Genomic DNA, 18172 nt, shown 5'->3' on the forward strand with positions numbered 1-18172 from the left:
CGTAAAAAAGCTCCTTCGTGGTTGCCACGAAGGAGCCTTTTTAATAATACGGACGAATCATGATATAGACGATAACACCGGTCAAACTGACGTATAACCAAAGCGGCATCGTAAAGCGTGTCCACTTTTTATGCTTCTCGAAGTTTTGATTCACAGCGTGCGCGAGTGACATCAAGACAAGTGGAACGATGACTGCAGCTAGGATGATGTGCGTAATCAGGATAAAGAAATAGACAGGGCGAACGAAACCTTCGCCCCCGAATTTCGTCGATTCACTGACGGCGTGATACGTGACGTACGAAATTAAGAATAAAGTCGTCGTCATCATCGCACCACCAATGAAGCGACGATGATTCACCCGATTGCCACGACGAATGGAAATCCAAGCGCCGAGCAACAGCATGAAGGTAAAACTATTGAAGATGGCATTCAAAAAAGGAAGCAACGTCCAATCGAATCCTGAATCGACTTGTACAGGTGGCGCAAAGAATAGGAGCGCCACGAGCAAGTTGATGACAAGCGTCAGCAGGATGACGAGCGGAACGAAATTCCGTTTAGTAGCAGGTTGTTGCATGAATCATTCTCCTTGTTTCCAGTCGAAATAACGTTTCAACCATTTTGGGATCGGACCAGCGAATAGACGTTCACGCCAGTAGACATCAGCAGCTCGCTGAACCGCAGCACCACGGATCGGATATGGATGGACGACACGCGACAATTGACCGACCTTATCTTTACGTGCCATCGCATAGACGACTTCTTGCATCCACTCACCCGCTTGTTCTCCGATTGCATGTGCTCCAATCAGTTTTCCACGCTTATCCGCGATAAGCTTGACGCGCCCTTCCGTCTGACCATTGATGACGAAACGATCGACTTCATCGAGACCGGTCTGATAGACCTTGATCTCCCCATGTTTCTTGCGTGCCTCGTCTTCCGTCAATCCGAGATGGAATAATTCAGGCGTCGTGAATGTGACCCATGGAACCGCCCGATAATCCGGCTTCGTCCGTAGACCGAATAAAGCATTCGTGACGACCGTTTTTCCTTCAAGCCCTGCGACATGCGTAAATGGGAGCGAGTTGATCGTATCTCCGACCGCAAAGATGTGTCGTTGACTTGTGCGAAGTGAACCATCGACCTGGACGAATCCTTTTTCGACGTGTACACCAGCTCGATCGAGACGTAGTGCTTCGATACGTGGCTTACGACCGACTGCGACAAGCACGGCATCCGTTTCAATGACACGTGATTCGCCGTTTGCTTCGACCGTCACTTCGATGCCCCCGGCTGACTTGCGGACGTGCGTGACCTTCGTATCGAGATGTAATGTTAATTCTTGTTCAAGCTGACGTTGAATGACTTCGACCATGTCACGGTCTTCTTTTCCGAGTAACGTCTTCATTCCCTCAATAACTGTGACTTCCGTTCCGAGATGCGCGTAAGCTTGCGACAACTCAAGACCAATCGCACCACCACCGATGACGAGCAGACGCTCCGGACGCTCCGTCAATTCGAAGATCGTCTCGTTCGTTAAATAATCAATCGTATCAAGTCCATCAATCGGTGGAATGATTGGTTGAGATCCAGTCGAGATCGCAAACTTCTCACCTACGACAAGCTGTCCCGCCACTTCCACTTCATGGGCACTGAGGAATGTCGCTTCTCCGATATAGACATCGACGCCAAGGTCCTCAAATCGTTTTGTGCCATCATGTGATTGAATGATATTACGCGCCCGGTCGACGCTTGCCTTCGTTTTGGAATAGACCGCGTCTCCGTTCAGCGTCACGTTGTACTTTTCAGCCGTCCGCTTCATGACATGAACATCGTGCGCCGCTTCGATCAAAGCCTTTGAAGGAACGCAACCGTAGTGAAGACAATCTCCACCTAGATGCGTATGGCGTTCGATCAGGGCGACGTGTGCGCCAAGACTTGCTGCACCGGCAGCAATCGTCATTCCGGCTGCACCACCACCGATGACGACTAATTGATAGTTCTTCATCGTGATCCCTCCTCGTAGCGACGTGTAATGTCTTCCATTCGTTTACGGTTGACGCCCCAGTCGGAGTACCCGACACGTGATGCCGAACGGAAATGAATCACCTGTGCAGCTTCATCGAAGTAAAATTCGACGTCATCCTTGAAGCGAAAGACTTTACTCGTGAAGATGGCGTGGATGTATGTCCCTTCCTCCTTGACGACTTTGACGCGGTCGAGGCTTTGTAGGATACGTAGTAATTGAAACTTCGAATCTGCAAGCGTTCCTTTGAACGGGAGCGGACGCATTTTCATATCCTGTAGATCGGTTTGAGTAGATACCGCGTTCGGTTTTCCGGAGAGCGGTTGAAGCGTACCATTTGAAACACCAAGTGCCATGACTGATTCCTCCGTTTCCTATCATCTGATCCATTTCGTACTATAATCCACTTAACTTTACCAGTTTCTGTTTCACTCTGCCCGTCTCAGTGTTTACGCTTTCGTGACAGGTAGCAGAATCGTCGCGATGACGCCGCCTTCCGGCTGATTATCAATGAATAGCTTGCCTTCATGTGCTTCGACGAGTTCTCGGCAAATCGATAGTCCGAGCCCTGTTCCGCCCTTTCCTTTTTGCACTTGATAGAACTTTTCTGTGACGTGACGTAAGTGCTCTTTCGGAATGCCAGGTCCTTCATCACTGAAGGAGAGGAACAACACACGCTCTGAACGAACGAGTCGAATGGTGATCGTGCCACCGACTGGAGAAAAGCGGATCGCATTATCAAGCAGGTTCAAGAAGACTTGTTTCAATCGGTTTTCGTCGTATAGACCGACGACTTGCGCCGGTAACTTCTGTACGATCTGGACATTTTTTTCTTCCAGCTTTTGACGAAGTTGCGCCGTTACGGTCTCGATGATTTCCGTCAAGTTGACTTCCTGACGGTATAAGACGAGGCGGCTCGTCTCGAGTTTCGAGAAATCGAGTAACTGCTCAACGAGCGAAATCAAACGCTCCGTCTCCGAATGAATGATGCCCATCCCAAGCGACGCCTCTTCCGGCAACTGATCCTGTTCGACGAGTAACGTTTCACTCCAGCCTTTGATCGATGTCAGCGGTGTCCGTAATTCATGAGAGATACCAGAAATGAATTCATCTTTCAACGTTTCCTGCTGTTTGATCTGTTGCCCCATATAATTGATCGTCCGCGCTAGTTCTCCAAGCTCGAACGAGTATTCCTCGTTCACCTTGACGTCGTAATGCTGTTTCGCGATTTGGTCCGATGCACCGATGACTTCTTGAATCGGTCGGACGATCGACGAGACGAGACGTGAGGAATAGATGAAGGCAAGTCCCCAAATAACTGTACCCAGGAGGACGATCGCTAAACAAATTTCGATCACACGTCGATCGATTCGCTCAAGCGACGTCGTATAACGAAGCGCTCCCGTCGTCTGACCGAACGATACAACAGGTTCTGTTACTTCCAGTAAATGTTCTCCCGTCGCTTCATCGTCATATCGTTTCGTGACGGTCTGTCCCGCCCTTACTTGATTGACCGCTGCTCGCGTCAACTTACGTTCCGAGATGAATCCGGTCGAAGAGTAACGCGGAATCCCTGTCGCATCCAACACTTCGATCTCGGCGTCCGGATAAGCGTAAGAATCGAGTACATCATGAATCGTCGCTTCTGAATCAGCGTAATCATAAGCAAGACCGCTATTCGCAAATAAGACAGCACTCGCATTCGCATGACGTTTTAAGACATCTGTCGCCGTCACGTAGTAATAGTTATAGGTCACGAACGAGAGGATCCCGATGACGAGTAAGACTGTCACCGTGATAATTGTCATGAACCGCATCAATATTTGGCGCTTCATTCTTCGTTACGCCACTTGTATCCATGTCCCCACAATGTCTCGATGAACTTCGGTTCCGCTGGATTCTCTTCGATTTTTTGACGAAGACGGCGAATGTTGACATCGACCGTCTTCCGATCACCAAAGTAATTCTCACCCCATACCGCATCGAGTAACTCATCTCGCGACATGACTTGATCTTCGTTTTTGATGAAGTGGCAAAGTAAATCGTATTCAGTTGGTGTCACTTCGACGTCAACACCTTCTTTTTGGACGCGCTTCGCCCCTAAATCAATCCGGAACGGTCCAGAGACGAGTTCACGTGGCTGTTTTCTCCGGCGTAACGTCTCTACCCGTCGTAACAGTGACTGGATGCGCGCAAGAAGCTCTGCTGGACTAAACGGCTTCGCGATATAATCGTCCGCGCCTACGCTTAGTCCCATGACTTTATCCTCTTCTCGTGTCCGTGCCGTCAGCATGATGATCCCGACGACTTCATCCTTTGCCCGCGCCTGTTCACAGACGGCAAAACCGTCGACTTCCGGCATCATGATATCGAGTAACAGAATATCGAAGGTTTGTTGATCAAATTGCGCAAGCGCTTCTTTCCCATTTTCCGCCTCGATGACATCATAGCCTGCCCGTTTCAAGTTAATGACGATGAAACTACGAATCGCATGTTCATCTTCGGCTACTAGTATTTTGGTCATTCTTTTCTCCCCCTGATTCTTTATTCCACAAGTGTGACACGATTGACGAACACTTCATAATCCTTCCTCGCATCAATCACATAGACATAATCGATACCTTCTTTGATTTTTCGTTTTTGATCACTCGCAATGTATTGATTCTTCGGAATGACCTCTAATTCGAAATCAATCTGCTTCGTTTCTCGATTGATGAACCGAACACGATTTTCGCGTTTCTCGATCGTTTCACGCGTCGCCCAGTTGGCAGGGAACCGCATGACGAAATTGTATTCTTGATCGATGTACTGCTCTTCCCGCAATTCGAATCCACTCTCGAGAAATGGCGGATTATCTGACCCATTCCATGTGTAGTATGCCGTGATGTGTGGTTTCGGTTCATCCTCACGCCCTTTACTGCCTTCTGGCGTATATTGATGACCAAACTCGACGATTCCGTCTTGATCGACATCTTTCGGGAAGGTATACATCGGTTCGACGATCTCATCGATCTGACCGAAACGAACCTGTTCCAACGTATCGTTCGCTAAACGGAATAATGCGATGTGCATTTTCGCATCTCGTGTATACGATACGATCAAGCCTTTATTTCGAGCGGCATTGATCGTATCGACTTCAAATAAATCATGTTCTGCGAATAAATCGCCATCCTGCGTTGAAAGTGTCGTCTCTTGGTGCTCTTTCGACAGGATGTCTTTATAATAGATCAGACGAGACGGACTGCCCTTTTGCAGAAGCACCATATCCCGCTCTCGATCTTGATTCAAATCAGCTACCGACAGACGATCATACCGATCGACTGTCGTGACGTCTCGTTGCTTCGATAGTAACTGCTCAATGATGTATAACGTATTTTCACCATAACTGGTAATACCGATGACCAGGTGGTTTTGTTTATGTCGTGCGTCAGTTATGACTTCGAGTCGATCGATGGATCGACCGTCAGCTACCGTCTGTCGCGCCACGAGTCGCCATTTTTCGCCTTGTCGTTCATGGACGAGAAGATGAATCGTGAAGCGCCCGTCCTGCTCGCTACGGTAGAAGGTGATCGCTTCATCTTTACCATTTCGATCTAAGTCGACGAGTTCGTATAGGCGGGATACCGCTTGATTTCGTGGTGCCACGATCTCTGCCTGTTTCGGCAAATCGCGGTCAATCCGTTCTTTCAACGACTGCTCCCATGCCGGAAGGGACGGATGTTCGAGTAAAGAGGCGGGATGCGGAAACATCGTACTGTATCCTGCTAATAATAGACTTGATATGATCATGAAGAGATATTTCATAAAGTTGGAATCCTTTCCGTACGGGCTCTGTTTCCACTTTATCATACTCTCTTCGAGGAGAGTATATTGTCGAACGGGGGACAAGTTGTTACGATATACAGATAATTGAAAGGGGTTTGAATGTATGACGTATAAAATGATTGTTCTCGATTTAGATGATACCTTGTTGACAAGTGACCATACGATTTCACCACGTACGAAAGAAGCTTTACTCGCTGCGCAGCGACGCGGGAAGAAAGTCGTGCTCGCTAGCGGTCGTCCGACGTTTGCCATGCTCGACCTCGCAAAAGAACTGGAACTCGCCCGCTACGGCAGTTACATCCTAAGCTTCAATGGCGCTTCAATCATTGATTGTAAAACGAACGAGTCGCTCTTCCTCAGCACACTTTCCCCGGAGACGGTCCACCGCCTCGACGATTTGAGTAAACGGGAGGGTGTCTACATCCACACGTATGTCGGACATGAAATTCTGACAGAGGAACCGAATGAATATACGACTCTCGAAGGACAACTGACAGGCATGGAGGTCATCCCTGTCGCTGATTTTAAAGCCGCGATCCAAACACCTGTCGTCAAGTGTTTAATGATGGCAGAAGAGACGCACCTCGCGCGCGTCGAACAGACGCTTCAACAGGAACTTGAGGGTGAACTCGCGGTGGCTCGCTCGAAGCCATTTTTCCTTGAATTCACAGAAGATGGTGTCACAAAAGGCACAAGCCTTGCCTTACTGTCTGAAAAACTGGGAATCGCTCAAGAAGAAGTCATTGCTTGTGGAGACGGCAACAACGATCTATCGATGATCGAATGGGCAGGTCTTGGTGTCGCGATGGCGAATGCAGCCGATACCGTCAAAGAAAAGGCACAGTATATGACCGCTTCGAACGATGAAGATGGTGTTGCTCTCGTCGTCGAAAAGTTCATGATGGATGAAGAACCGGCGATCTCAAGCCGCTAAGTAACTCAAAAAAGAATGACGCGTCTTTTCACGCCCTTTCCTCAGGCGAGACACATGCCAATTTTCCTGCTTCATTCAAGCAGAAAAACGGGTCTTGTTTGTCTCTGACAGCGCAAATATGCGCTTTTTCCTGAAGGAGTTGCGTGTGACGCGTCATTTTTTTATACCTGGAAGAAGGATTTAGGAAGCGTTTCGTTCACTCGACATCGCTTCCTAGGGAAAAACAAGTAAGAGCGACCCTGCAGCGACGCAATGCTTGTTCCTGGAAAACGATTCGAGACGAACAAAAAAGCGCAATCCTTCTCGTTAAGAGAAAAACTGCGCTTTGTCTTCAGTCTCAGGCTGACTTTTGAGTCAGCCTTTTTTGATTTACGACAAACACCAGTCAATCGGCTCTCTTCCCTGCTCTTTCAGCCAAGCATTCGTTTGAGAATACGGTTTACTACCGAAAAATCCACGACTCGCGGATAAGGGACTCGGATGGACGGCTTCAAGAACAAGATGACGATCCGTATCGATCAGTGCTTTTTTACTTTTCGCATGATTTCCCCAGAGGATGAACACGATCGGTTGTGTCTGTGTTCCTAATACTTCGATGACCCGATCCGTGAACGATGCCCAGCCTTTTTTAGCATGGGATCCCGCTTTCCCCTCCTCAACCGTTAGCGACGTATTGAGCAAGAATACTCCTTGCTGGGACCATGCTTCGAGATTGCCGGATGTCGGTGCTGGACAACCGATGTCCGCGACAAGTTCCTTATACATATTTCGAAGGGATGGAGGAATCGGAACTCCGTCGTGGACGGAAAAGCTGAGTCCATTCGCCTGACGCGGACCATGGTAGGGGTCTTGCCCTAAGATGACGCACCGGACGTCTTCTGGCGCGACTGCATCAAACGCATGAAAGATCCGCTCTTTCGGAGGATAGACGGTCGTCGTTTGATAGGCTTCCTTCAAAAAAGCCCACAGTTCTTGAAAATAGGGTTTTTCCTTTTCTTCTTTTAACACGGTTTGCCAAGATGGATGCACGTGAATCCGCTCCTTTTTCAGTCTCAAGTCGCTGTTCGTCCGTCTTGATTCTGCTATGATGGATGATGAGGTGGAAAATTATGATTCAGACAAAACAATTATTCGGACTACCATTCGTCGATGCGACACCTTCGCAATGGTATACCCATATTAAAACAATCTTACACGACCGCGGAAAAGCCTTTATTGTCACGGCGAATCCCGAGCTCGTGTTGCGTGCATTGCGTGAACCTTCTTACGATGCCATCTTACGACGGGCGACGTTCATTACACCAGACGGGATCGGTGTAACGGCTGCCAGTAAACGGATGGGAGCACCGCTCACTGCGACATTGCCGGGAATCGAGACCGCACGTGAACTATTGCGGACGGCAGACGCACTCGAGAAGCGCGTCTTTTTACTCGGTGGACGTCCGGAAGTCATGAAATCGTTGATCCGTCAGTTATCGATTCGTTTTCCGAACATCCACTTCGTTGGAACGTTTCATGGTTTTGGAAAGACAGAAGAAGCTACGCGAGCGATCACAGAAGCAGACGCTGATCTTGTTCTCGTCGCACTCGGTGCGCCAAAACAGGAAGAATGGATTGCTTCCATCTATGATCAAGTCGATCATGGTATCTTCATCGGTGTCGGTGGTGCGTTCGACGTCTGGTCCGGACACAGTAAACGCGCGCCTAAATTATTCCGTCGCTTCAAGCTAGAGTGGCTCTATCGTATCTCGACGCATCCTCGTGGATTCGAGAAACTCAAGGACTTGTTACTTTTCCTGACGCTCGTGCTTCGTAAAAAATCAACGCTCTCTTGAGCGCACACAAAAAGGGCTGACTTAAAAAATGACGCGTCTCACACCCTTTCCTCAGGCGAGACACAAGCCAGTTTTTCCGCTTCATTCAAGCAGGAAAACGGCTCTTGTTTGTCTCGACAGCGCAAAATGGCGCTTTTTTCTGTAGGAGCAGCACGATGCTTGTCCCAGGAAAACGATGCGAGATGAACAAAAAAGCGCAATCTTTCTCGTTAAGAGAAAAATTACGCTTTGTCTTCAGTCTCAAGGCTCCCGACACGGCGGGAGCCTTTTTGACGCTTATCTTATGCGTTGACAGTCGAGAATGAACGACCGAGTTCTTTTGCTTTAGCGATTGCTGCTTCTTTGATCTCTTCTGCTTTTTCTGGGTTCATTGCCATACCTTCGATGAAGAGTGCATCGTAGTCTGTTACACCAGTGAAAGCAAGTGCTTGACGGAGGTAGTCATCACCGAAGTTTAGACCAGATCCTGTGTAGACGCCACCTGTTGCTTGGATGTGGAGTGCTTTTTTGCCTTCCATCAAGCCTTTTGGACCTTCTGCAGTATAAGCGAATGTTTTACCTGCAAGAAGAACGCTGTCGATGTACATTTTGAGACGTGCTGGGAAAGAGAAGTTCCACATTGGTGTGACGAAGACATACTCATCTGCTTCCATGTATTGCTCGAGATGTTTTGTCATCGTACCGACTTTTGCGATCTCCACTTCTGTTAACTCTTCGCCTGTTGCGAATTTGCCCCATGCGCTAAGAACATCTGTATCGATTTCTTGGACTGTTTCGTTATATAGATCAAGAACTTCTACTTCAGCTGAAGGATTCGCCGCTTTGTAGCTTTCGAGGAATGCTTCACCGACTTGAAGGCTGAAAGAGTGTTCTGTAGCTTTCGGGTTAACAGTTACATAAAGTAATTTAGTCATTATTATTTCTCCCTTTTATTTAAAGTAAATTCTGTAACTAAACATACCAACCACCTTTTCGTTTGTCAATCAGTTTGACTTCCAAACGAATAAAAAAAAGCTCAAGTCCGTGACCTGAGCTTTCTTGATCTTATGAGTGCTAATTCTTACACATTTTCGAGTGGCGTATAATGTTCGGCTCGTAAACCGATTCGTTTCAACTGATCAATCAACTGTTCCTTTTCAGAAACCGACAAATCCTTAAATAAGTCTGCTAAAAAGGCTTCATGTTTCGGGAATGTCTCTTCCATTAGTTCGCGTCCAGCTTCCGTTAATGTCCCAAACGTGACACGACGATCCGTCGCACATGATTTTCGCGCAATCAACCCACGCTTTTCAAGTTTATCCACGACATATGTCACACTTCCGCTCGTTAATAGAATCTTATCGCCAATTTGTTGTAGAGGCGTGTCCCCTTTGTGGTACAGCAATTCAAGAACTCCGAATTCCGATAAATTCAACTGATGTGTTTTGATGTCTGCCTTCACTTGCTCCGTCACCGCATGCATCGTCCGAGATAGAACAACGAGCATTTTTAATGCCAGCTTCGAGTCTGTCGATTCCATTTTACGTTCGCCCCTCTTTGTGTTGTATCGTCACAATCATAGACTTCTTTGTCTAACTGGTCAATTCTTGCTGAATTTTTCCAATCGATCCACTGCGTAAAAATAGTTCTTGCCGTGAAACGCGTTTCATAGCCTATCGTCTTGATATACACTAAAAAGGAGGTAATCATCATGTCGATTCATACACGGTTAACACAACTGTTTAAACGAAATGTTGCTTTTGAGTGGGCCATCGAACAATTGCATACACCAGCAGGCTATTATTTGTGTCAGCACACGTTGGTCGATCAATACCCTGATTTGTCTCCTCAAGAAAAAACACAACTGCTCTCAAAGATCAATAAATTGGCTGAGCAGACAGCTCCATTCTCGGCTCCCGTCTCCCGACAGGATTGGCGCCGACTTGAACGACGATTATCTCGTAAGATGTAATCCAGGAGGGATGCGCGATGACGAACATCCGAGACTTGGCACGTGAAGCCAACGTGTCCGTTACGACAGTCTCACGTGTACTAAATGATCATCCTTACGTTGCTAACGAGAAGCGACAAGCTGTTCGAGAAGCTATCGAAAAACTCGGATATATCCGTAATCAGACTGCCGTTCATCTATCGACGGGTATGACAAAAACGGTCGGAGTCATGCTCCCGTTCGTTGATCATCCGTATCACGCTGCCATTCTTCAGGGCATTGCGCAAGCTGCCTTTGACGCGAGCTATCGGTTCTTGACGTGGCAAACGAATTATGTGGAAACGCATGAGCAACTGGCACTGGATGCGCTGGCGCAACAGGAAATCGACGCACTCATCGTCGTGTCGCACAGTCTTCCCTTATCAGCGATTTTATCGTATGAACGTTATGGACCGATCGTCTTTTGTGAACATCATGAAGATGTCGCTGCCGTCTATATCGATCACTATACGGCCTTCCAACAAGGACTTGCACATCTGCGACAACAAGGACATACGAGCATCGGCATCTGTCTTGGGCGACCAGATAGTACGAATAGCTTGGCGCGTAAACATGCGTATCAAGAGGTCGTACGTGACGAATTTGTCTATGAACAGACCTTGACGATTGAAGACGGTGCGACCGTCGCAAGACGCTGGATGCAACAAAAACAACGACCGACCGCTATTTTGACCGCAAGTGATCACGTGGCAGCAGGTCTGATCTTGGAACTCCGAAAACAAGGTTATCAGGTTCCTGGAGACCTGTCTGTCATTGGTTTTGATGGAAGTGAACTCGCTGAAGTCTTAGCGATGACGACGATCGCGATCCCTTATGCCACGATCGGGCGACATGCTTTTCAATTAACCGTCCGCGAAGATCTCGTTGCTCGTCCACAAATCGAAGTACCTTCGGCGTTCATTGCTGGAACGACCGTTCTTCCTCATACCTGAATCCATATAAAAAAGCGACGAGTTCATCGATTTGAATTCGTCGCTTCATTTCGTTTACAGAGTTCCTGCCGCTACATAACGTGATCCCCAGTAACCGCCACGGAACGATTCTTTGACGACTCTTCCATAATACGAGTTCGCATTGATCATCGTACCGCCATCGACAGCGATTCCAACGTGTTGAATCCCACTTCCATGTGTAAAGAAGACGAGATCCCCAGCGCCAGGTGCCGTACGTTTTGTTGCTGAGTATTGAGCCGCTGCCGTACGTGGGAGTGATTTTCCTAGTGCTTGATAGACGTAACGTGTAAATCCAGAGCAATCAAAGCTAACAGGACCTGTCGCACCAAAAACATAAGGACGTCCTTTGAGACCTTCTGCTACCGAAACGATCGTTGATCCTGTTTTACTAAGACCTTTCGTCGCTTTAGCGTTATATTCTTTCGTGTATGTAGAGGCGATATAGGCTGATTTCCCCTGATGACGGATTTGATACCATTCTTTGACCTGACCTACGACGGTTACAGCTTGTCCAAGTTTCAATTGCCCGACTCGTTTACTCGATACAGCAGCTTTTGCACGAATATTCAGCACATCCACTGACACCACTACTTTTTTACTTGTTGCAGCTTGCGTTGATGCTGGGACGAGTGTCCAACTACTGATGAGTAACGTTAAGGTTAACAAAACACGAGTGACAGCTTTCATCGATTCATTCTCCTCTTATGTATGAATGTATTGTACGTCTGAATTGTCAGATAATTTCTGTTTTTATCCTATCACGTTCCAGATTTTCATCATATTACAGTTCTTTAACGCGAACTATTTTTCGTAATACTTTTGTAACAAAATAAAAAAAACAGGATGTAGAATGGCTTAAGATAGCCATTTCTACATACCTGTCAGTTTGAGTCATTTAATCGTTTTTTTAAGAATCAATTGACTTCTTTTTACGGAAACGTGCTAAGAATTCATAGACGATCGGCACGATGAGGAGTGTCAACAACGTCGAACTTGTGAGTCCACCGATGACCGTCACACCTAACCCTTTTGAAATCAATGCGCCACCTTCGAGTCCAAGCGCAAGTGGTGCAAGTGCACCAATCGTCGCAAGTGCCGTCATCAAGATTGGACGTAAACGTGTACCTGCTGCATCGAGTAGTGCTTCACGCGTCGATAAACCTTCCGCTTCTTTATGAATGACACGGTCGATTAAGACGATCGCATTCGTCACGACGATTCCGATCAACATCAAAGCACCAATCAAGGATGACACAGAAATCGTCTCTCCTGTAATCAATAGGGCAACCAGTCCACCGATGATGGCGAATGGAAGTGAGAACAAGATGACGAGTGGTGTCAATGCTCCTCCAAACGTAATGACGAGGACAAGATAGACGATCGCTACAGCTGCTGCCATTGCTAGACCAAGTTGTGTGAACGACTCTTGGATCTGCTCTGTGACTCCGCCTTGCTCATACGAGACGCCTGTCGGACGATCAATGTTTTTAACGGACTTTTCAATCGCTTGAGAAGCCTCTGTTGCTTTATCCGTTTTTAGTTCTGCTGTAACGGTAGCGACGAGTTTTCCATCACGTTCGTTGAGCGAATCAGGAGTCGTCCCTTTCTTCACTTCAACGAAATCGGACAGTTTGCGAACGCCAAGCGGTGTCACGACATCCGTCTCTTCCAAATCTTGAACGGAATCGTATGTCGTCTGTTCGTTTGGAACGATGACATCGAGTTCCTTCCCATCTACCTTAATAGTAGAAAGTGGTTTTTCTTCTCCTTGGACATTGGCAATGCCTTGCGCAAGTTGTGCTGTTGAAACGCCGAATTCAGCCGCTTTTTGCTGATCGACTTCGAACGTATATTGCGTATACGCTTCTTTTAAATCTGTCGTTACTTTTCGAACATACTTCGATTCACCTTCGATCGCATCAACGAATTTCGGTGTTACTGCTTCTAAATCTTCAATATTATTCGCAAAGATCGAGTACGAGACGCCTGACGAAGCTGCGCCACCACTGAAGTCTTGCTCTTTCCATTCTCCTGTCGGAATGTCAGAATTCAGCTGTTTGATGGCTGTCTGTTTAACATCTGCGAAATCTTCTGTGTCTGGATCGTATTGGACGATAAAGACCCCTTGCTTTGTATTCCCTGGATTCAATGGATTTTCTCCACCGACGGTAAACTGAAGATTATCGATATTTTTTTGTTTGTTGAAATAATCTTCTGCTTGATCAGCTGCTTTTAACGAATCATCCAGCGTTTGACCTGGTTTTGGATTGTACGTGACGTAGAGTGTCTTTTCTCCTTCTTGATTCAAGAAGTTGACGCCAATCGTTGGTACGAGAGCAAAACTACCGATCAACAGCAAGACTGATAGACCAAAGACGATGAGTTTATGGTTGAGAGACCAATTCAGCATACGGCGATATCCGTTCGCCAACTTTCCGCCCTCTTCTTTTTCCGGTTTTGGTGCTTTACCACGCTTAAAGAGCGAATCGGCGAACATCGGAACGACCGTAACCGCAACGATCAAGGACGCGAACAGTGCAAAGACGACTGTCAAAGCGAATGGTAAGAAGAGCTCACCAACGAATCCCGTAACGAATCCGAGTGGCAAGAAGACCGCGATCGTAACGACTGTCGACGAAGCGATTGGAATGAAGACCTCTCGTGTTGCACTGATGATCAGTTCTTTTCCTTTTAACTTTTCCGTCGGATCCGTTAAACGGCGATAAATATTTTCGATGACGACGATGGAATCATCAACGACTCGACCAATCGCGACCGTCATGGCTCCGAGTGTCATGATATTCAAGGAAATATCCATCTGCTTCAGCACAAGAATTGCCATTAGAAGCGATAACGGAATCGAAATAACAGCGATGATCGTTGATTTGATGTTTCGCAAGAACAGCAAGATGATGACGATTGCAAATAACGCACCAATCAATGCTTTACTGATCATCGTCGAAACGGATTCCTCAATTGGTTTTCCTTGATCAAGTGTCACAGATGCCTTGACCGAACCGTTTTCTTTTTCAAAGTCTTTGATCGTCTGCTTCACTGCATTGACGACATCGACCGTATTCGCATCTTGCGACTTCGTCACTTGAACACCGATCGATCGTTCACCATTCGAACGCGAGATCGATTCCTCGATTCCTTTATCTTCAATCGTCGCGACTTGCGACAACGTGACAGTTGGTACTTGCGTTGGCGCCGTCTGTGTTGCCTGACCTGACACCGCACCTGTCGATGGTGTCGTTTGAGATGCCGCAGGAGCTGACGATGGAGCTTGTCCTGCTTGTCCTGCTTGTCCTGCTTGTCCTGCTTGTCCTGCTTGTCCTGCTTGTCCTGCTTGTCCTGCTTCAGGAGTATTCGATGCTTGTGGTGTATAGGGAAGACGAAGATCTTTTAATTCCTTGACCGTCGTTGCTTTTCCATCTAATACGACCGCTTGTTCTTTATCTCCTAACTCGTACAAGCCAAGCGCTAAACGTGAATCATTAGCTTGGATCAATTGTTTCGCATTCTCTTCGGTCAAACCGTAACGTTCGAGTTTTTTCTCATCGAAGCGAATTTCGATCCGGCGAATCTCTTGACCCGCGACTTGAACCGTCTGCGCCCCTTCGATTCCTTCAAGCTTCGGTTGAAGTTCGTTTTCAACGAGTTTCGTTAATTCAGATAGGGAACGTTCCTTATCCGAAACGGCAAAACCGATGACTGGGAATGCATCAAAGGAGATCCGTGATACTTGTGGTTCCTGGACACCTTCTGGTAGTTCGACGTTTGAAAGAGCTTCTTTTACTTTTTGCTCGGCTTCTTCCATATCCGTACTAAAGTTATAGTCGATTTGTAGGTTCGATGCATTTTGGAAGGACGTCGAACGTACAGTATCGACTCCTGATAAATTTTCGACCTTACTTTCAAGTTCTCGACTGACTTCATCTAGAACCTGTTCTGGTGTAGCACCTGGATAAATCGTCGTCACCGACACGGTCGGTGTCGTGATGTCTGGCAATGTCTCGAGCTTCATCGATGTTCCCGCATAAATACCGGCAACCGTGATAATGATCGTCATGAGCCAGAGGGCAAACTTATTGTTCACCGAAAACTGGATGATCTTTTTCATCGTATGGTTCTCCCTCACTCTTCAATTTGTTTATCTAGTCGTCGTGCACGTTCTATTAATTGCTGAATTAATCGTTGTCGCACATTTGGAGACGGTGCACCGAACTGAAAATGCTCCGACAATTTCAAACCGTCTAATGTAAAGCGAATCGATAACACTTCAACCGGATCCATCTGTTCTGTCAGTTGGCGAAAGAACTGCTCCGCTTGTCGCTTTCGTTCCTCGACGAACGCCGCATGATCCTTTAATAAGGACAACAAGTAAAGAAGCGCATCCATGTCGAGATGGAACTCCTCTTGTTGCTGGATTTGCAACGTCACGAACGCTTCCATCGGTCCCATCGTCAACTGATGCTGGGCATATAGTTCAAATTGTCGTGCTTCTTGCGCCTCGATGACCCCCATTAATAAAGCTTCCTTCGAAGCGAAATGATACAATAGTCCACCTTTTGAGACATTTGCTTGTTTCGCTACTTCTTCAAGCGTCAATTGGGTGAATCCTTGTTGCAAAATAATCGTCGTCGTTGCTTCAAGAATCCGACGACGAGTCTCTTGCGCTTTTGCACTGGCCAATAGTCTCCCCCTTCCCTCATATTTACTGTACCGTCTGGACGGTTTCTTTTTACAGTGTACGAATTCTTATTTGAAGATGCAATCGCTTTGTTTATGTTTCACGTGAAACTTTCGTGAACGAAAAAAAGACTGACTCAAATGTCAGTCTCTACAAAGATAAGGACGTGAAAAGAAGCGTTATTCTTTTTGAGTCAGCCTCTTTTGAATCCATTATTCGTCTGCTTCGCGTGCACTCTCTCGTAGTGCCGCTTGCATCGTATCGAATAAGTGATGCTCCCGTAGCACTTGGACGCCACGATCTGTCGGTCCACCAGGTGCCGCAACATCAGCAATGAGACGATCCTTACTTGCGTCGGAGCGCATGAGAATTTCAGCCGAACCTTTCATCGCTTGAGCAACGATTCGGCGTGCATTTTCTTCTTCAAAACCAGCATCCGTCAAAACCGGCACCATGCCAGCTACGATTTCATAGAAGAAAGCAGGACTACATCCAGCTGCCGCCATGAATGCAGGCATCGTCGATTCATTTGCTTCCGCAATTTCTCCGACACGTCCAAATAATGCCTCGACTACACTTCGGATCTCTTCATTCACGCGTGAGCCGAACCATAGTCCAGTCATTCCTAAACGGTGTGCGACTGGAGTATTCGGCATGGCAGCGACTGTCGGACGTTTTGCCAACTGTTCGATTTCATATGGTGTAATATGTGCAGCAATCGAAACGATCGTCTGATTCGTCCATTGTTGATTCGCTACATAGTCGAGTACACCATCGGGTTGCATACCCAGCATGACGATATCGTATAAGGAGACGTCCTCCTGCTCGACCGTTTGAACGCCATGTCGCGCTGCAACTTCCGTCAAACGTGCCCCGCCACTTCGATTCGTCATCGTGATATCTTCTCGTGCAAATCCAGAAGTGACCCATCCTTGAACGAGTGCCTCACTCATCGCACCGGCTCCTACTATTAATAGTTTCATCGTCTATCCTTCCTTTCCCTCAAAAAAAGACCAGTCATGAACTGGTCTTGTGCGGGTCCATTATACACGAACGGCTAAATCTTCGACAGCAACGACACGAAGTCCCTTGTCGTCAAGTTTCTTCACGATTTTTTTCTTCGTCTTCTCGTCACAATCCGTCGGTAATGTAATCAATACACGACGCATGACGCTACTCTTCGCATCGAGCGTCATCAGACTCGCGACCGTTGAATATTTGTTGACGATCTTCGAGATTTTCTCAAGTGCCCCTTTTTGTTCACTTAGGGCTACTGTCAAGACGTAACTTCCAGAATCACGGTTCCACGCTTCTTCAAGCATTCCAAGCATTTTTCCGTGAGGTAGAATACCGAAGAAATGACCATCGTCATTTAAGACAGCGATATACGGTAATTCCTTGATTGAGAAGAAGACTTCAAAGAAATTACTTCCTGTATAGATGTATTTGGATGTATTCTTAATCAGCGACATGACGTTGTCGTCTAAACTGCCACCATTCATCCCATGCCGATAGATGTGCATCTTATAGATGTTACCCTTGAAGTCCTGTCCTGATTGGTCAAGGACAGGGACACATCGGTATCCGGTTTTTTCAAGTGTGTCGAGTGCTTCCCGAATCGTCGCTGTTTCAGAAATCGTGACACATTGATGCTTCGGAATACATAAACTTTGTACGAGCATAATAAAATCCTCCTCTTTTACCTGATTACGCAGACTTAATCATATCATTCGATTTTCGTGCGCCATATCCTCTTTTCCCACTTCTGATGCGCTTCTACTCTTACAATCACAAGACAATTTCTTGCAATCACAACGTAATCCAACTCATTTCAATCAAGTACACTTTATTTTTCCATTGTCAGACAATTTATTAAATCTACAATCACCTTCATATTAAGATTTATTAAGATTTCGTAA

At 46.8% G+C, this 18172-nt stretch carries 18 protein-coding genes; 4 read left to right on the forward strand and 14 right to left on the reverse strand.

Translation table 11 applies throughout. The annotated features are described in order from the left end of the window. Nucleotides 1-40: 40 nt before the first annotated feature. The 6 genes from B3G15_RS07300 to B3G15_RS07325 form a co-directional block, all read right to left on the reverse strand. Nucleotides 41-574, reverse strand: a complete 534-nt coding sequence (locus tag B3G15_RS07300) for a DUF420 domain-containing protein (protein WP_029342905.1) — start codon at nucleotides 572-574, stop codon at nucleotides 41-43. Between the two features lie 3 nt (nucleotides 575-577). Then, on the reverse strand, nucleotides 578-2005 hold the full coding sequence (locus tag B3G15_RS07305) for a dihydrolipoyl dehydrogenase family protein (protein WP_064300689.1): 1428 nt from the start codon (nucleotides 2003-2005) through the stop codon (nucleotides 578-580). Then, nucleotides 2002-2379 carry a DUF1499 domain-containing protein gene (locus B3G15_RS07310; protein WP_050678428.1) on the reverse strand — a complete coding sequence of 126 codons (378 nt, stop codon included), beginning with the start codon at nucleotides 2377-2379 and terminating at the stop codon, nucleotides 2002-2004. Before B3G15_RS07310 ends, B3G15_RS07305 begins: the two co-directional genes overlap by 4 nt. A 93-nt stretch (nucleotides 2380-2472) precedes the next feature. Next, a complete protein-coding gene (locus tag B3G15_RS07315; protein ID WP_251133726.1) occupies nucleotides 2473-3831 on the reverse strand; it encodes a sensor histidine kinase in 1359 nt (452 codons plus the stop codon). Between the two features lie 23 nt (nucleotides 3832-3854). Further along, entirely contained in the window at nucleotides 3855-4547 is a 693-nt protein-coding gene (locus tag B3G15_RS07320) for a response regulator transcription factor (protein ID WP_023469704.1), read from the reverse strand. A 20-nt stretch (nucleotides 4548-4567) separates the two neighbouring features. After that, entirely contained in the window at nucleotides 4568-5827 is a 1260-nt protein-coding gene (locus B3G15_RS07325) for a hypothetical protein (protein WP_290719483.1), read from the reverse strand. Between the two features lie 124 nt (nucleotides 5828-5951). On the opposite strand from B3G15_RS07325, the gene B3G15_RS07330 reads away from it, so the two are divergent. Beyond that, nucleotides 5952-6782, forward strand: coding sequence for a Cof-type HAD-IIB family hydrolase (locus B3G15_RS07330; RefSeq protein WP_064300691.1), 831 nt, complete (start codon nucleotides 5952-5954; stop codon nucleotides 6780-6782). A gap of 369 nt (nucleotides 6783-7151) precedes the next feature. Here B3G15_RS07330 and B3G15_RS07335 read toward each other — a convergent pair whose 3' ends face one another. Then, nucleotides 7152-7811 (reverse strand): uracil-DNA glycosylase, encoded by a 660-nt coding sequence (locus B3G15_RS07335; protein WP_208796370.1) that lies wholly within the window; start codon nucleotides 7809-7811, stop codon nucleotides 7152-7154. Nucleotides 7812-7891: 80 nt separating this feature from the next. On the opposite strand from B3G15_RS07335, the gene B3G15_RS07340 reads away from it, so the two are divergent. Further along, a complete protein-coding gene (locus tag B3G15_RS07340) occupies nucleotides 7892-8617 on the forward strand; it encodes a WecB/TagA/CpsF family glycosyltransferase (RefSeq protein ID WP_290719488.1) in 726 nt (241 codons plus the stop codon). 281 nt (nucleotides 8618-8898) lie between these two features. On the opposite strand, the gene B3G15_RS07345 is transcribed toward B3G15_RS07340, so the two are convergent. Both B3G15_RS07345 and B3G15_RS07350 read right to left on the reverse strand, forming a co-directional pair. Continuing rightward, nucleotides 8899-9531, reverse strand: a complete 633-nt coding sequence (locus tag B3G15_RS07345; protein ID WP_023469709.1) for an NAD(P)H-dependent oxidoreductase — start codon at nucleotides 9529-9531, stop codon at nucleotides 8899-8901. A 146-nt stretch (nucleotides 9532-9677) separates the two neighbouring features. Further along, nucleotides 9678-10136 carry a MarR family winged helix-turn-helix transcriptional regulator gene (locus tag B3G15_RS07350; RefSeq protein WP_029342913.1) on the reverse strand — a complete coding sequence of 153 codons (459 nt, stop codon included), beginning with the start codon at nucleotides 10134-10136 and terminating at the stop codon, nucleotides 9678-9680. A 171-nt stretch (nucleotides 10137-10307) separates the two neighbouring features. On the opposite strand from B3G15_RS07350, the gene B3G15_RS07355 reads away from it, so the two are divergent. Both B3G15_RS07355 and B3G15_RS07360 read left to right on the forward strand, forming a co-directional pair. Next, nucleotides 10308-10568 carry a hypothetical protein gene (locus B3G15_RS07355; protein WP_290719493.1) on the forward strand — a complete coding sequence of 87 codons (261 nt, stop codon included), beginning with the start codon at nucleotides 10308-10310 and terminating at the stop codon, nucleotides 10566-10568. Nucleotides 10569-10585: 17 nt separating this feature from the next. Beyond that, nucleotides 10586-11539 carry a LacI family DNA-binding transcriptional regulator gene (locus B3G15_RS07360; protein ID WP_064300693.1) on the forward strand — a complete coding sequence of 318 codons (954 nt, stop codon included), beginning with the start codon at nucleotides 10586-10588 and terminating at the stop codon, nucleotides 11537-11539. Between the two features lie 54 nt (nucleotides 11540-11593). On the opposite strand, the gene B3G15_RS07365 is transcribed toward B3G15_RS07360, so the two are convergent. From B3G15_RS07365 to cbpA, 5 genes are all read right to left on the reverse strand, one after another. Further along, nucleotides 11594-12247, reverse strand: coding sequence for a C40 family peptidase (locus B3G15_RS07365; RefSeq protein ID WP_290719498.1), 654 nt, complete (start codon nucleotides 12245-12247; stop codon nucleotides 11594-11596). A gap of 220 nt (nucleotides 12248-12467) precedes the next feature. Continuing rightward, complete coding sequence (locus B3G15_RS07370; RefSeq protein WP_290719501.1) at nucleotides 12468-15683, reverse strand: efflux RND transporter permease subunit; 3216 nt, start codon at nucleotides 15681-15683, stop codon at nucleotides 12468-12470. 14 nt (nucleotides 15684-15697) lie between these two features. Continuing rightward, nucleotides 15698-16255 carry a TetR/AcrR family transcriptional regulator gene (locus B3G15_RS07375; RefSeq protein WP_064300696.1) on the reverse strand — a complete coding sequence of 186 codons (558 nt, stop codon included), beginning with the start codon at nucleotides 16253-16255 and terminating at the stop codon, nucleotides 15698-15700. A gap of 210 nt (nucleotides 16256-16465) precedes the next feature. Beyond that, nucleotides 16466-17236: a pyrroline-5-carboxylate reductase family protein gene (locus tag B3G15_RS07380; protein ID WP_290719504.1), complete on the reverse strand. Its 771-nt coding sequence runs from the start codon at nucleotides 17234-17236 to the stop codon at nucleotides 16466-16468. A gap of 60 nt (nucleotides 17237-17296) precedes the next feature. Continuing rightward, nucleotides 17297-17935: a cyclic di-AMP binding protein CbpA gene (cbpA, locus tag B3G15_RS07385; protein ID WP_023469717.1), complete on the reverse strand. Its 639-nt coding sequence runs from the start codon at nucleotides 17933-17935 to the stop codon at nucleotides 17297-17299. Between the last annotated feature and the right edge of the window lie 237 nt (nucleotides 17936-18172).

It is taken from the genome of Exiguobacterium sp. UBA1053, assembly GCF_002316465.1.
GTDB lineage: Bacteria > Bacillota > Bacilli > Exiguobacteriales > Exiguobacteriaceae > Exiguobacterium_A > Exiguobacterium_A abrahamii.

Excerpts from the sequence above, each read along its gene's own strand:
- cbpA (WP_023469717.1), bottom strand. The coding sequence starts at position 17,935 with ATGCTCGTACAAAGTTTATGTATTCCGAAGCATCAATGTGTCACGATT.
- B3G15_RS07345 (WP_023469709.1), bottom strand. The coding sequence starts at position 9,531 with ATGACTAAATTACTTTATGTAACTGTTAACCCGAAAGCTACAGAACAC.
- B3G15_RS07300 (WP_029342905.1), bottom strand. The coding sequence starts at position 574 with ATGCAACAACCTGCTACTAAACGGAATTTCGTTCCGCTCGTCATCCTG.
- B3G15_RS07305 (WP_064300689.1), bottom strand. The coding sequence starts at position 2,005 with ATGAAGAACTATCAATTAGTCGTCATCGGTGGTGGTGCAGCCGGAATG.
- B3G15_RS07380 (WP_290719504.1), bottom strand. The coding sequence starts at position 17,236 with ATGAAACTATTAATAGTAGGAGCCGGTGCGATGAGTGAGGCACTCGTT.
- B3G15_RS07325 (WP_290719483.1), bottom strand. The coding sequence starts at position 5,827 with ATGAAATATCTCTTCATGATCATATCAAGTCTATTATTAGCAGGATAC.
- B3G15_RS07310 (WP_050678428.1), bottom strand. The coding sequence starts at position 2,379 with ATGGCACTTGGTGTTTCAAATGGTACGCTTCAACCGCTCTCCGGAAAA.
- B3G15_RS07330 (WP_064300691.1), top strand. The coding sequence starts at position 5,952 with ATGACGTATAAAATGATTGTTCTCGATTTAGATGATACCTTGTTGACA.
- B3G15_RS07340 (WP_290719488.1), top strand. The coding sequence starts at position 7,892 with ATGATTCAGACAAAACAATTATTCGGACTACCATTCGTCGATGCGACA.
- B3G15_RS07315 (WP_251133726.1), bottom strand. The coding sequence starts at position 3,831 with ATGACAATTATCACGGTGACAGTCTTACTCGTCATCGGGATCCTCTCG.
- B3G15_RS07350 (WP_029342913.1), bottom strand. The coding sequence starts at position 10,136 with ATGGAATCGACAGACTCGAAGCTGGCATTAAAAATGCTCGTTGTTCTA.
- B3G15_RS07360 (WP_064300693.1), top strand. The coding sequence starts at position 10,586 with ATGACGAACATCCGAGACTTGGCACGTGAAGCCAACGTGTCCGTTACG.
- B3G15_RS07365 (WP_290719498.1), bottom strand. The coding sequence starts at position 12,247 with ATGAAAGCTGTCACTCGTGTTTTGTTAACCTTAACGTTACTCATCAGT.
- B3G15_RS07320 (WP_023469704.1), bottom strand. The coding sequence starts at position 4,547 with ATGACCAAAATACTAGTAGCCGAAGATGAACATGCGATTCGTAGTTTC.
- B3G15_RS07370 (WP_290719501.1), bottom strand. The coding sequence starts at position 15,683 with ATGAAAAAGATCATCCAGTTTTCGGTGAACAATAAGTTTGCCCTCTGG.
- B3G15_RS07355 (WP_290719493.1), top strand. The coding sequence starts at position 10,308 with ATGTCGATTCATACACGGTTAACACAACTGTTTAAACGAAATGTTGCT.